The sequence below is a fragment of the Sphingobium sp. SA2 genome (genome assembly GCF_032227065.1).
GTDB lineage: Bacteria > Pseudomonadota > Alphaproteobacteria > Sphingomonadales > Sphingomonadaceae > Sphingobium.
In genome coordinates this window covers 734,236-746,831 of record NZ_JAPMXX010000001.1, presented here as the reverse complement: position 1 = coordinate 746,831, position 12,596 = coordinate 734,236, and the positions used below count along the sequence as shown (strand labels likewise).

Annotated in this window: 10 protein-coding genes; 4 read left to right on the top strand and 6 right to left on the bottom strand. The window is 62.4% G+C overall.

What is annotated here, in order from left to right:
• Window positions 1-16: 16 nt before the first annotated feature.
• The 5 genes from OVY48_RS03730 to OVY48_RS03710 all read right to left on the bottom strand — a co-directional run bounded on the left by OVY48_RS03730 (window position 17) and on the right by OVY48_RS03710 (window position 5,130).
• Complete coding sequence (locus OVY48_RS03730; protein ID WP_313921867.1) at window positions 17-307, bottom strand: hypothetical protein; 291 nt, start codon at window positions 305-307, stop codon at window positions 17-19.
• 116 nt (window positions 308-423) lie between these two features.
• Window positions 424-1,308, bottom strand: a complete 885-nt coding sequence (locus OVY48_RS03725) for a Rossmann-like and DUF2520 domain-containing protein (protein WP_313921866.1) — start codon at window positions 1,306-1,308, stop codon at window positions 424-426.
• A gap of 64 nt (window positions 1,309-1,372) precedes the next feature.
• On the bottom strand, window positions 1,373-3,259 hold the full coding sequence (gene htpG / locus OVY48_RS03720; protein ID WP_037480336.1) for a molecular chaperone HtpG: 1,887 nt from the start codon (window positions 3,257-3,259) through the stop codon (window positions 1,373-1,375).
• 110 nt (window positions 3,260-3,369) lie between these two features.
• Window positions 3,370-4,185 carry a transglutaminase-like domain-containing protein gene (locus OVY48_RS03715; RefSeq protein WP_037480338.1) on the bottom strand — a complete coding sequence of 272 codons (816 nt, stop codon included), beginning with the start codon at window positions 4,183-4,185 and terminating at the stop codon, window positions 3,370-3,372.
• A 15-nt stretch (window positions 4,186-4,200) separates the two neighbouring features.
• Window positions 4,201-5,130 (bottom strand): transglutaminase N-terminal domain-containing protein, encoded by a 930-nt coding sequence (locus tag OVY48_RS03710; RefSeq protein WP_069064262.1) that lies wholly within the window; start codon window positions 5,128-5,130, stop codon window positions 4,201-4,203.
• 14 nt (window positions 5,131-5,144) lie between these two features.
• Between OVY48_RS03710 and OVY48_RS03705 the strand changes: the two genes are divergently transcribed.
• From OVY48_RS03705 to OVY48_RS03690, 4 genes are all read left to right on the top strand, one after another.
• Complete coding sequence (locus OVY48_RS03705; protein ID WP_037480342.1) at window positions 5,145-5,915, top strand: N-formylglutamate amidohydrolase; 771 nt, start codon at window positions 5,145-5,147, stop codon at window positions 5,913-5,915.
• A gap of 88 nt (window positions 5,916-6,003) precedes the next feature.
• Window positions 6,004-6,816: a DUF1206 domain-containing protein gene (locus tag OVY48_RS03700; protein ID WP_052027834.1), complete on the top strand. Its 813-nt coding sequence runs from the start codon at window positions 6,004-6,006 to the stop codon at window positions 6,814-6,816.
• Between the two features lie 116 nt (window positions 6,817-6,932).
• The gene (locus OVY48_RS03695; RefSeq protein WP_313921865.1) at window positions 6,933-8,441 is read left to right on the top strand and encodes an ATPase domain-containing protein; all 1,509 of its coding nucleotides are present in this window, start codon (window positions 6,933-6,935) and stop codon (window positions 8,439-8,441) included.
• Between the two features lie 2 nt (window positions 8,442-8,443).
• Complete coding sequence (locus tag OVY48_RS03690; RefSeq protein ID WP_313921864.1) at window positions 8,444-10,126, top strand: response regulator; 1,683 nt, start codon at window positions 8,444-8,446, stop codon at window positions 10,124-10,126.
• Window positions 10,127-10,157: 31 nt separating this feature from the next.
• Here OVY48_RS03690 and OVY48_RS03685 read toward each other — a convergent pair whose 3' ends face one another.
• On the bottom strand, window positions 10,158-12,587 hold the full coding sequence (locus tag OVY48_RS03685; protein ID WP_313921863.1) for an MHYT domain-containing protein: 2,430 nt from the start codon (window positions 12,585-12,587) through the stop codon (window positions 10,158-10,160).
• Between the last annotated feature and the right edge of the window lie 9 nt (window positions 12,588-12,596).

Here is a 12,596-nt window from a genome sequence, read left to right as displayed (position 1 = left end):
GGCTATCCCAGCGAACCTACACCACGCTGTGGGACACGATCTCGATGCTTTGTCGATGTTCGCCAGATTGTGCGCGCAAAGCGGGCATCGCCAGAACATGCGGCAGCGAGGTATGACATGATACGCAGCGCGTGCCATGATCCCGTTCGGATTTGGGCCATTGCCGCCACCAGGTCAGGCGACTTTCAAGATAGCGGGCGGCCGCTGCATTATCCCAACCAGGTGCCTGCGCAGGCGCGGCCTGTCCGCGCGACATCGCTGCCATCGCGAGAAGGGCGGCAGAAGAAAAAAGCAGCCAGCGGATCATGCAGCATCCTATCAAACATGCGAAAGGATAGGTGGAAGGCCTTCGCAGGCTATGGGTCGAATGACGTAGAAGTCCCTGCGGAATGGCGGTGCGCTGCAATCAGGGCGGTTTTGCGCTCAGTCTTTTTCAAGAAGCGTTCGGCAAGCGGCAGTGGATCGCGGCGCGCCATTGTGCCTGTCCAGTTCGTCCAGGGTTGCCAGCGCCATCGCCTTATAGGGCGGCAGGAGTGTCGGGCATTGTTCGCCCAGCGCTGCGAGATGTTTGGCGATCGTTTCGTCGTCGCCGCGCAGCAGCGGGCCGGAGAGGCCTGCCATGCCGTGATCGAGACTGGCGTCCAGCGCGGCGCGTACCAGGGGGGCGAGGAGTGCCGAGGGTTCGGCGACACCGGCGGCGGCGAGTGCCTGGCAGGCTCCGGCGATCAGCGTGACCAAATGGTTGGCACCGTGGCATAAAGCGGCGTGATAGAGCGCCCGCTGCGCCTCTTCGACGGGCACCATGATGCCGCCCAGCAAGGTTACGAGCTTTTGGGCTGCCGCGTTGGCTTGTTCAGTCGATCCAGTGACGGCGAAGCGGGCGCCGATCATATGTTTGACTTCACGCGTCGGGTTGCCGGTGAAGGTCATGGCGGGATGGATAGCCGCCGTCATCGACGTGGCGCTGCGCAGTGGGTCCAATATGGTCGCGCCGCTGCGCCCGCTGACGTGGAAAATGAATCGTGGCTGGTCGGTGGGTTCAGCCTGTGCCAGAGCGACGACGATGTGTGCGAGGGCATCGTCCGCGACGGCGAGCATGATGAGATCGCAGTCGCGCGCGATCTGGGCCATATCTTCGGTCGCCTGCGCCCGTCCGATGACGGCGACAGCCTCGGCGCATTTCTTAGGGCTCCGACCCCAGATTAGAAGCGGGTCTTGGGAATGGTCGGCCAGCGCGAGGCCGATGGCGGACGCGACCCGGCCTGTGCCGATGATGCCGATGCGGCGGTAGGGCGATGTGCTGACCATGATTGCCACCCTAGCCCAGGGAGGATGGCCCGTCATCGCATGGATGACGGGCCATCGCCATTTGTCAGCCGACCGCGCGGCTCATCAGTCGGTCGAGCCGGTCAGAGAAGGCGCGCGCGTCGGTGGGTTGTTCGCCATCGGCGATGCGGGCCTGGTCGAGCAGCAAATGGGCGAGGTCGGACTTGAGACCATCCGCATCGTCGCTCGACGCCAATTTCTGGATCAGGGCATGACGCGGATTAATCTCCAGCACAGGCAACGCCGCCGTCGGGAGCTGGCCTGCGCTGGCGAGCAGCTTTTCCAATTGCCGGTCCATGCCGCTTTCGGGCGCGACCAGGCATACAGCGCTGGTCGTCAGCCGGTCCGACGCGCGCACATCGGATACGGCATCAGCGAGGGTCGTCTTGGCGAAGGCGAGGAAGTCGGCGACGGCTGCATTTTCCGGCTCGGTGGGCTTGTCCGCGCCTTCGACCAGCGGAATGAGGCCCAGGTCCGCGCCGCCCTGCGTCACCGACTTGAACGGCTTGCCTTCATAATCGACGCCCATGGTGGTCCAGAAATTATCGACCTGATCGGGCAGCAATAGCACCTCGATGCCGCGCGCGCGGAAGCCTTCAAGCTGTGGCGAGGTGGACAGCCGGTCAAGGTCGCTGCCGGTCGCATAATAGATGGCGGTCTGGTTTTCTTTAAGCTGCGCGACATAGTCCTTGAGCGAGCGCCAGCCTTCACCCGATGTGGTGCTTTTGAACCGGGCGAGGCCAAGCAGCGCCTCGCGCCGTTCGAAATCCTCATACAGTCCTTCCTTGAGGACGGGGCCGAAATTTTCCCAGATGCGCTGATAGGCCTCCGCATCATTGTCTGCCAGCTTCTGCAAGTCGCCGAGCAGACGGCCGGTCACGCCTTTCTGGATGGCACCCAGCACCGGGCTGTCCTGAATCATCTCACGCGACATGTTGAGCGGGAGGTCCGATGAGTCCACCAGGCCGCGTACGAACCGCAGATAACGGGGCAGGATCGGCGCTTCGTCGGTGATGAAGACGCGACGAACATAGAGTTTGATATGCCCTTTGCGATCCGGGTCAAACAGGTCGAACGGCTTGGTTTCGGGGATGAAGGTCAGGACCGAATATTCATAGCGGCCTTCGGCCCGGTAATGGACCGTGTGTGCGGGCTTGTCATATTGGCCGGCGACGCTGCGATAGAAGTCGGCATAATCCTCTTCGCTGATCTCGGACTTGGGCTTAAGCCACAATGCGGCGCCATCGGCGATGTCGACGCCTTCCGCATCGGGCTTTTCGAACAGCATGATCGGGACCGGGACATGGCCCGACTGTGCCTTGATGATGCGCTCGACCGTATAGCGTTCGGCATAGGATTTGGCGTCTTCCATCAGGTGCAGGACGACGCGGGTGCCACGCGTGGGCGCATCGGCCGGGTCTACGGGGGCGATGGTGTAAGTGCCCTGCCCGTCCGAGGTCCAGCTGGCAGCCTCGTCCGATCCGGCCCGGCGCGAAAACACCTCGACCTGGCTGGCCACCATGAAAGCGGAGTAGAAGCCGACGCCGAATTGGCCGATCAGTTGCGAGCCTTCCTTGCCCGCTTCGGCGGCGAGGCGTTCCATGAACGCCTTGGTGCCCGACCGGGCGATCGTGCCCAGCGTCTCGCCCATTTCAGCCGCGGTCATGCCGATGCCATTATCTTCGATCGTCAGGCGGTTCTGGTCTGCGTCCAGCAGAACGCGGATGCGCGGTTGCGGGTCATCGCCCAGCAGAGATGGCGTGGCGATACCTTCATAGCGCAGCTTCTCGCACGCATCGGCGGCGTTGGAGATGAGTTCGCGCAGGAAGACGTCACGGTCGGAATAGACCGAATGCACCATCATGCGCAGCAGCTTCGAAACATCCGCCTCGAAAGCATGGGTTTCGGGCGCGGTAGCGGTTTCAGTCGTCATGGCAGGCTTACCCTTTGAATACGTCAACGGCGCGGCAAATGGCGGCTCGTCGTGCATTTTGCAAGATCGGTGCTTGGCCTTTCCTGACGCGGGCGGGGTGGCTCGGCCCCTTACTCTATCGATTGCACTTCATCGGTATGGACGTCGAACCGGACCAGATTGGCGGGGCCGAAAGCGGTAGTCAGGGCGACGTCGGTCGCATCGCGTCCCCGCGCCATGAGGATGCGGCCGATGCGGGGGCGGTTGTGACGGGCATCATAGGTGTACCAGTTGCCGTCGATATAGACGTCGAACCAGGCGCTGAAATCCATCGGCGCATCGACCGGCGGGATGCCGATATCACCCAAATAGCCGGTGCAGTAGCGCGCCGGGATATTCATGCAGCGGCACAAGGTGACAGCGAGATGGGCAAAGTCGCGACATACGCCGCGCCGTTCCTGATAGCCGTTCCAGGCGGTCTTGTCCGACCGGGCATAATGATAGCCGAACTCGATATGATTGTGGACAAAATCGACGATCGCATCGACCCGGTCGCGGGCCGAGGCATAATGGGCGAAATTGCCCCAGGCGACATCCATCAGCCGATCGGTTTCGCAATAGCGGCTGCCAAGCAGGAAGGGCATCACCGCGTCGGGCAAATCCTCGACCGGGATTTGCGGGCCATCGGGGGCGCGCACATCGGGCTCGCCACTGTCTTCGATCACGAAATCGCAGGACAGGGTCACGCCGCCGGGCGGGATCGCGAAGCGGGTGGCGACATTGCCGAACCCGTCCTCGAACTGATAAAGCGGAATATCGGGGCTGGCCATCAACCGCTGAGGCGTGCGCAGATCCTGATGCCGCGAGGGATGCACGCTCAACAGCGCGACCATCGCGGTCTTCGCATCGGTATTGAAGGCAATATCATATCCGCAGCGGATCAGCATGGACGGGTACTTTCCTTAAGCGCCGATATGTCGGCTGTTGATGGCACCATGGTTGGTCGAGGGAAACAGGCTGGGGTCGGCACGCAGCACATCGACCGACACATCCATGTTCAGGAAGCTGCCGGGCGGGCCGAACCATGTGCCCGACAGGGGCAACGCCTGATAGGGATCGCGCGCGACGGCGACGCGGATGAGGCCGCGATTGCCGATAATGCCGTTGGTGGGATCAAATTCGACCCAGCCGGAACCAGGCAGGAAGATGCGAACCCAGGCATGGGTGTTGCCGCCGCCCACCACATCTTCGGATCGCGAAGGATTATACACATAACCAGAAACGAACCGCGCGGCGAAACCCAGAGCGCGCACCGCCTCGATCATCAACACGGCAAAGTCGCGGCAGGTGCCCTGGCGCAGCTTGAGCGTTTCTATGGGCGACTGGGTGCCCTTTTCATGGCGGGGGACATAGGTGAATTCGCGCTGGATGCCCGTGGCGATTTCCGTCAACAGCGCGATCGTGCTGGTATTGCCATGATTGCTGACAAAGCTGCGCGCCCAATTATCGACGATGCGTTCGGGATCATGATATTCCCGTTCGATCGACCGAAGCAGGTCGGGCATGTCTTCCGACGAATAAGTGAAGGGAAAGAGGCGGGCATAGGGTTCAACGTCCACCTGCTTCTGCGCGAGCGGGGCATGATCCAATGTGGCTTCGCTATTGACGACCAATTGCGCAGCCCGCGCCTTGAATGTGGCGATGGCGACGGAATTGCCGAAGACGTCATGCAGCCAGCGCAATTCGCTGGGCGCAGGATCGATGTCGAGGCGTGCGGACAGCAAGCGCTGGTCAAATGCCTCGCGAGGGCGCATCATGATGCGATGTTCACCCAGGGATACCGGCTGCTGATAGTGATAGATGGTGCTGTGTCGAATGGTGAGCAACGGCATAAGGTCATGTCCTGATGGCCGGGCGCACGGCAGAAAATCTCTTGGGTCCGGGCGATCCGTTGCCGTTCGGGCTGTTCAACGCAGAAGGCGGCTCCCCGTTCCTGCTGATCGGCGATCATGCGGGGGCGGCTATTCCGGGGACGCTGGGGGATATGGGGTTGAACGCGATCGATCTGGTGCGCCACATCGCCGTCGATATCGGAGTCTATGGGCTTGGCCATGCGCTGGCGCGGCGGCTGGATGCCCCTTTTCTGCATCAGAGCTATTCGCGTCTGGTTATCGATTGCAATCGTGACCCGGCGCATGCCGAGGCGATACCCGCTTTATCCGATGGCACCGTGATTGGCGGCAATGCCGATTTGGATATGGCGGAGAAGACAGAGCGGGTGAGAGCGATCCACCGACCCTATCATCAGGCGATGGCGGACCTGATCACGGCCCGGACGGCCGCAGGACGCGAGACGGTCCTGTTGTCGTTGCATAGTTTTACCCCGGTGCTGAACGGTGATGTCCGTCCCTGGGACATCGGCATATTGCATTGGCAAGGGCGGACGGATTTCGCGCTGTCGATGCTCGACCAGTTGCGGTCGGTTGCCGGTGTCGTCGTCGGTGACAATGAACCCTATGCGATGGATGCCACCGACTATACGGTGCCCTTTCATGCTTTTCCCAACGGATTGCGCTATGCGGAAATCGAGGTGCGGCAAGACCTGATCCAGGATGCCGAGGGGCAGATGCTATGGGCCGAGCATATTGCCAGCGCGGCACAGGGGTTCATCGCTTAACGTTCCGCCTGAAAGACCCGGCCATGGAAAAAGATTCCAAGGGAACGTCCGCACTTACCGCGCATTAGCCTCCCCGATAGGAGGCCTCATGATTTATAGTGACCGTATGACCCTATTCGCGCGCATCGGCTTTGCAGCGCGCGGACTCGTCTATATCCTGATCGGCTGGTTCGCTTTGGATGTCGCATCGACGGGCGGCGAGGTGAAGGATAATCAAGGTGCGCTGGGCAGCATGGTCGATGCGCCGCTGGGCCATGTGCTGCTGGCCATCTGCGCGCTGGGGTTTGCCGGTTACGCCATATGGCGACTGACCGAAGCGGCGATGGACCCGGAAAATTGCAGCCGGACGCTCAAGGGGAAATTCAAGCGGGTGGGCTATGCCATGAGCGGCATTTCCCATGTCATCCTGGCGGTCGCCGCAGCGCGCTTGGCCTTGCGCCAGACATCGGCGCAGCAGGGCAGTCCGGGGGACGCGAGCGCCGAAAGCTGGTCCGCCTGGCTTTTGTCCCAGCCGGGCGGCGTGTTCCTTCTGGTACTGGTTGGCCTGGTTCTCTTTGCGGTTGCCGCGACTCAGGCGATCAAAGCCTATAAGGCGGAGTTTCACGAACTGGATGGCGATACCCCCGCCCCCGACTATGTGCGTTGGATCGGACGCTGTGGTTATGCCGCGCGCGCATTGATATTCGCGCTGATCGGCTGGTTCGTCATTTCGGCCGCGCTGAACCATGATCCCGATCAGGCGGGTGGGCTGGGCGAAGCGCTCAAACAATTGCGGGCACAGGAGGAAGGCACCATCATTTTGAGCGTCGTGGCCTTTGGCCTGGGGCTGTTCGGGGTCTTTAGCCTGATCGAAGCGCGCTATCGCCGGATGCGTGTCGCCAAGCCCGATTTCCTGCGATGAACCACGTGATTTTGGTTGATGTCCGGTCATGTGAACAGCCGTTCATGGACCAAAATCGCGATCAAATCGTTTCTGAAACAACCGGCTCCCTGTGAGCGCAAGAGTTTGAGGACGATATGACGGATCTGGCCACCGATGACCGCAAGGTGACGATTTCCACCGGCATTGCGGACCTGGACAATATTTTGGGCGGCGGGCTGACGGCCAATCGCGCCTATCTGCTGGAAGGAACGCCCGGCAGCGGCAAGACGACGATCGCGCTGCAATTCCTGCTGGAAGGCGCGCGCCAGGGAGAGCGCGGCCTTTACATCACCCTGTCTGAAACATCGGCGGAATTGAAGGAAGTCGCGCGCAGCCATAATTGGGTGCTGGACGATATCGACCTGTTTGAACTGGTCAGCGGCGAAGGGCTGGACCCCGACGCGGAGCAATCCATTTTGGAGCCGTCCGAAGTGGAATTGGGCGAGACGATCCAGGGCGTGATGGAGTGCGTCGATCGCATCCGGCCGGTTCGGGTGGTGTTCGATAGCCTGTTAGAAATGCGGTTGCTGGCGCAAAATTCGCTGCGTTATCGCCGCCAGATCCTAGCACTGAAGCAATATTTCTCGCAGCGCCATTGCACGGTGCTGATGCTCGATGATCGCAGTTCCGATCCCAACGACCTGCAGTTGCACAGCATTGCCCATGGCGTCATCACGCTGGAACAAGCGGCGCAGGATTATGGCACCGAACGCCGCCGCCTGCGCGTCGTGAAGATGCGCGGCGTGAAATATCGCGGTGGCTATCATGATTTCGTGATCGAAACCGGTGGTGTGGCCGTCTTCCCCCGTCTGGTCGCAAATGAACATCATGGTCAATATGTCCAGCAGTTGGTTTCCACCGGGCTGGAGCGCATGGACCAGATGTTGGGCGGCGGCATTTCGGTGGGCACCAATTTGCTGTTCAATGGACCTTCGGGCGTCGGCAAGACGACGACCGCGGTGCAGTTTGGCCTGAGCGCCATCGCGCGCGGCGAAAAGGCGGCCTATTTCCTGTTCGATGAAGGACGGCCGACGATGATCACCCGTGCCCGCGCCATGGGCATGGATTTGCAGCCGCATCTCGACAGCGGCGCGCTGACCGTCACGCAGATCGACCCCGCGGAAATGTCGCCGGGCGAATTTGCGAGCTGGGTCCGCCGCGCCGTGGAAGAGGATGGCGTTCGCTTCGTGGTGATCGACAGCCTGAACGCCTTTCTGCAGGCCATGCCGGGCGAGAAATATCTGGTGCTGCAGATGCACGAGATGTTGAGCTATCTGAACCAGCAGGGCGTTATCACCGTCCTCATATTGGGGCAGCATGGTATCATCGGCGAGGTCCGGTCCGACGTTGACCTCAGCTATCTGTCCGACACGATCGTCCTTTTCCGCTATTTCGAGGCCAAGGGCGAAATGCTCAAGGCCGTGTCGGTCGTGAAGAGCCGCACCACGCCGCATGAGGCGACCATCAGGGAATATCGCCTGGGCCGCAACGGCATTACCGTGGGCGAGCCGCTCAAGGATTTCGACGGCGTTCTGACCGGCGTGCCCACCTATAGCGGCAAGACGCCCTTGCTGGCAGCAGAGCCGGCGGCGAGCGAGACATAAGGATGGAAGATCGCATCCTTGTTCTGGCGCAGAGGGGTAGAGACGCGGCAGTGATGGAAACGCTGTTGGCGAAGCAGGATTATGCCTGCACGACCTGCACCGATGCGCGTGCGCTGAGCGACGAGCTGGTTCAAGGCGCGGCTACCGCGATCATCACCGAGGAGTCGCTGGCCGGGGCGGATCGTAGCGCACTCGACGCCTGGGTCGCGCAACAGCCGCCATGGTCGGACTTTCCCTTCATCCTGCTCGCCACGCGGCGGGCCGGGCATCGGCCCCGCGACGCCATGCTTGTGCTGGAGCGGCTGGGCAATGTCATCGTGCTGGAGCGGCCCATCCATAGCGAGACGCTGGGCAGCGCTGTGCGGTCTGCGATGCGGGTGCGGCGACGACAATATGAGGCGCGCGAGCGGCTCGCCGCGCTGCAACTGGCCGAAGAGCGGCTGACACACCTCAACGCCAATCTCGAAACGCGTATTGCCGAGCGCACGAGCGAATTGTCGCGCGCCAACAATATGTTGATGGAGGAAGTGGCCGAGCGCGAGCGCGCGCAGACGGCGCTAGTCCAATCGCAGAAGATGGAAGCGGTGGGCCAGTTGACCGGTGGTATCGCGCATGATTTCAACAATCTGCTGACCGTCGTATCCGGTAACCTCGAAATGATCGAGCGGCGGAGCGACGACGAAAGGATATTGCGCCACGCCCGTTTCGCAGCGGAGGCGACCGATCGCGCGGCGAAGCTGACGCGCCAGCTTCTGGCCTTTTCGCGCACCCAGCAATTGGCGCTCGCGCCGCTCAGCCTCAATGCGCTGGTGGAGGGCATGAGCGACCTGCTGGCCCGGACCATCGGCCCGCGCATCGACCAGCGACGGTCGCTGGCGGCGAGCCAGCCCTGGGTGATGGCCGACATGCATCAGCTCGAACTGGCCGTGCTGAACCTGGCGATCAATGCGCGCGACGCGATGCCGGAAGGCGGCATATTGACGATCGAAACGGACGCCGGGCCCTCTGCACCGGAGGGCGTGAAGCCCGGACGCTATGGTGTGGTGCGGGTGCGCGACAATGGTGTGGGGATACCCCGACCGATCCTGTCCAAAGTGTTCGACCCCTTTTACACGACCAAGCCACTGGGCAAGGGCACCGGCCTTGGCCTGAGCCAAGTCTTCGGGATCGCCCGGCAGTCAGGCGGGATCGCGCAGATCGACAGTGTGGAGCAGGAGGGTACCACCGTCAGCATCTGGCTGCCGCTCGCCGAGCAACCAGTGGTCGATACGGAGTTGGTCGCGCAAATCTCGCCGTCGGACCGGGTCCGTGCGAAGCTCAACATCCTGGTCGTGGACGATGACGAAGGCGTGCGCCGGTTCGTTGCCGAAGGACTTGAGAGTTTTGGCTATCATATCACGCAGGCGGCGTCCGGCGCGGAGGCGGTGACGATGCTGGATGCCGAGCTTCCAGACGTGATGATCGTGGACTTTGCGATGCCGGGCATGACCGGGATCGAACTGGCAGAAGACGCGCGACGCCGGGCATCCGATCTGCCGATCATCATGGTGACGGGCTATGCCGAAGAAGGCGTGTCGGCGGACACGAGCCTGATCACCCACATAGTGCGCAAGCCCTTCAAGATCGATGCGCTCGTAGGCGTGCTGGACATGTCGACGGGCATGTTGGCCAGCGCGCCGGATTGAAGGTTTGGGCCGGGGTGCCGGTTTCCGGCCGTCAGGCGACGCTGTCCAACGGTCGGGACACCAGCAGCCCCTGCATCGCGGCGAGCAATTCATCGATACGGAACGGCTTGCGCAACATGACGGCATTGCCGCCCGTGACGGAATCAATGGCGTCAGTATCGGCAAATCCGCTGGCGAACATGACGGGCAGCGACGGGCATTGCTGTGCGATCCGGGCGGCGAGTTCGGCGCCATTCATACCCGGCATGGCAAAGTCGATAACGGCGATGTCGAAGTCCTGCGCATCGAGCTTGATCAGGGCGCTGGCGCCATCAATCGCCTCGACCACATGATGGCCATGGCTTTCCAAGGCGCCCGCGACGATGGTCCGCACGCTGTCATCGTCATCCACGAGCAATATGCGCGCCGCGTCTCGCTCCGCAGCAGGCGCAAGCGCGGCAGCGGGCGACGCGGCGATGGGCTGCCACGTCGTGCAGGGGAGTAATACGCGAACGGTGGTACCTTCGCCCAAGATGCTTTCGAGGCGGACGGTCCCGCCCGCCTGTCGCGCGCTGCCATAGATTTGCGCGAGGCCAAGGCCCGTGCCCTTGCCCACCGCCTTGGTCGTGAAGAAGGGTTCCATGGCACGACGGCAGGTGACTTCGTCCATGCCCGTGCCGGTATCGCGCACGGCGATTTCGACATAGTCATTGTCGGCGATTTCGCTGTCGCCGCTGACGGTGCGGACATGGGTAGAGATGGCCAGCGTTCCGCCATTGGGCATGGCATCGCGGGCATTGATCGCCAGGTTCAGCACCATCATTTCCAGCTGGGTCGCGTCCGCCAGGACCGGCACGGGATTTGGGTTGAGCTGAAAATCGAGCCTGATCATCGGCCCCAGGGTACGCGCGAGCAGGTCGTGCAATGGCCGGATAACATCGCAGACCAGGAGCGGTTGAAGCTGGATGCGTTGCGCGCGGGCGAAGGCAAGCAGTTGCGCGGTCAGCTTGGCACCGCGTTCGGCGGCGTCGAGACCACCCTGGGCATAGCGACGCACACGATCGAGGTCGTCGGGACGGCGCAGGATCAGGTCATAGGCCCCGACGATCGCCGCCAGCACATTGTTGAAGTCATGCGCCATGCCGGACACGAGCTGGCCGATGGCTTCGAGTTTCTGGCTGTGCAGCAAGGCTTCCTGCGCATCGCGCAATTCCCGCGTGCGCGCCTCGACCCGTCCTTCGAGCGTCGCATTGAGTTCGCGCAACTGTTCCTCGACCGCGGCGCGTTCGATGACCAGCCGGGTGCGTTCGGCGATCTCCTCCATGAAGGCGGTATCGTCCCGCTGCCAGGCGCGCGCGTGGCGGTCATTCAGATAGACGATGGTTTGCAGGCGGCCGTCGCGGATGAAGGGGACGACGAGGATCGCGCGGGTATCGACCGATTTGGCGTCCGCGTGGAGGCGGGTGTCATTACTGAGGTCAGAGTGAAACAGATCATCGATGACGACCGTCTGCCCTGCCTTGAGCGCGGTGACGATTTTCGGCCCGAAGGTCTTGGCGGGGTAGCGGCCCAGCAAGGGCGGCGCAGCCCCGTCGGTCCAGCAGATATCATAATGGAAGATGTCCTCGACCGGGTCGAGTTGGCCATAGCCGGTACGGGCAACGCCGAAATGCGCGCCCATGAGCGCCGCGACCTCCTGTAAGGCTTCCTCTGTATTGCGGCCACGCAGCACGTCGGCGATCTTGAGGCGCAGCGCGATGCGCGCCTCCCGCCGGGTGATATTGCGGAACAGCCGTTCCAGCCCGGCGGCACCCAGTGCCAGCAGCAGGATCAGCACCGTCACCGCGCTGATCAACATGGCCAGATAGGTTTGTCCTAGGTTTCCGCCACCGCCGGTCATGGTCAGGCCCGTCTTTGCGGTGAAGATCGCCGCGCGCATGCCCGCATAATGCATGCCGGCGATCGCCACACCCATGATGGCGGCCGCGACCAGCCGATGCGACAATTGATGATCGCGGGCGGCGAGCCACATAGCAGCCGTCGCGGCCCCGACGGCGATCAGAACGGACAGCAGCAGCCAGAATGGATCATAGCGGAGCGTTGCCGCCATGTGCATCGCCGCCATGCCGAGATAATGCATGCCAAGCACGCCAGCGCTGATCAACAGGCCCGCCACCGCCAAGCGCAGCGGTGCCATGGCCGACCGGCTCAACATCCAGAATCCGGCCCAGGTGAAGCCCAATGCCAGCGCCAGCGACAAGAGGGTGAGCGCGAGGTCATAGCGCATCACCATGCCCGGCATGGTGAAAGCGAGCATGGCGACGAAATGCATCGACCAGATGCCGCCGCCCAGGGCAATGGCGGCGGCCGTCACCCACATATGCTGCATCCAGCCGGTCGATGCCCGCATCCGCGTCGCAAGGCTGAGCGCCGTGAACGATGCGAACATGGCGATCAGGATCGACAGGATAACCAGAGACATGTCGTGGGT

What these genes read in the sequence shown, in the direction of transcription:
- OVY48_RS03690 (WP_313921864.1), top strand. Translation starts at nt 8,444, where the DNA reads ATGGAAGATCGCATCCTTGTTCTGGCGCAGAGGGGTAGAGACGCGGCA.
- OVY48_RS03705 (WP_037480342.1), top strand. Translation starts at nt 5,145, where the DNA reads ATGGCCGGGCGCACGGCAGAAAATCTCTTGGGTCCGGGCGATCCGTTG.
- OVY48_RS03725 (WP_313921866.1), bottom strand. Translation starts at nt 1,308, where the DNA reads ATGGTCAGCACATCGCCCTACCGCCGCATCGGCATCATCGGCACAGGC.
- OVY48_RS03700 (WP_052027834.1), top strand. Translation starts at nt 6,004, where the DNA reads ATGATTTATAGTGACCGTATGACCCTATTCGCGCGCATCGGCTTTGCA.
- OVY48_RS03730 (WP_313921867.1), bottom strand. Translation starts at nt 307, where the DNA reads ATGATCCGCTGGCTGCTTTTTTCTTCTGCCGCCCTTCTCGCGATGGCA.
- OVY48_RS03715 (WP_037480338.1), bottom strand. Translation starts at nt 4,185, where the DNA reads ATGCTGATCCGCTGCGGATATGATATTGCCTTCAATACCGATGCGAAG.
- OVY48_RS03695 (WP_313921865.1), top strand. Translation starts at nt 6,933, where the DNA reads ATGACGGATCTGGCCACCGATGACCGCAAGGTGACGATTTCCACCGGC.
- htpG (WP_037480336.1), bottom strand. Translation starts at nt 3,259, where the DNA reads ATGACGACTGAAACCGCTACCGCGCCCGAAACCCATGCTTTCGAGGCG.
- OVY48_RS03710 (WP_069064262.1), bottom strand. Translation starts at nt 5,130, where the DNA reads ATGCCGTTGCTCACCATTCGACACAGCACCATCTATCACTATCAGCAG.
- OVY48_RS03685 (WP_313921863.1), bottom strand. Translation starts at nt 12,587, where the DNA reads ATGTCTCTGGTTATCCTGTCGATCCTGATCGCCATGTTCGCATCGTTC.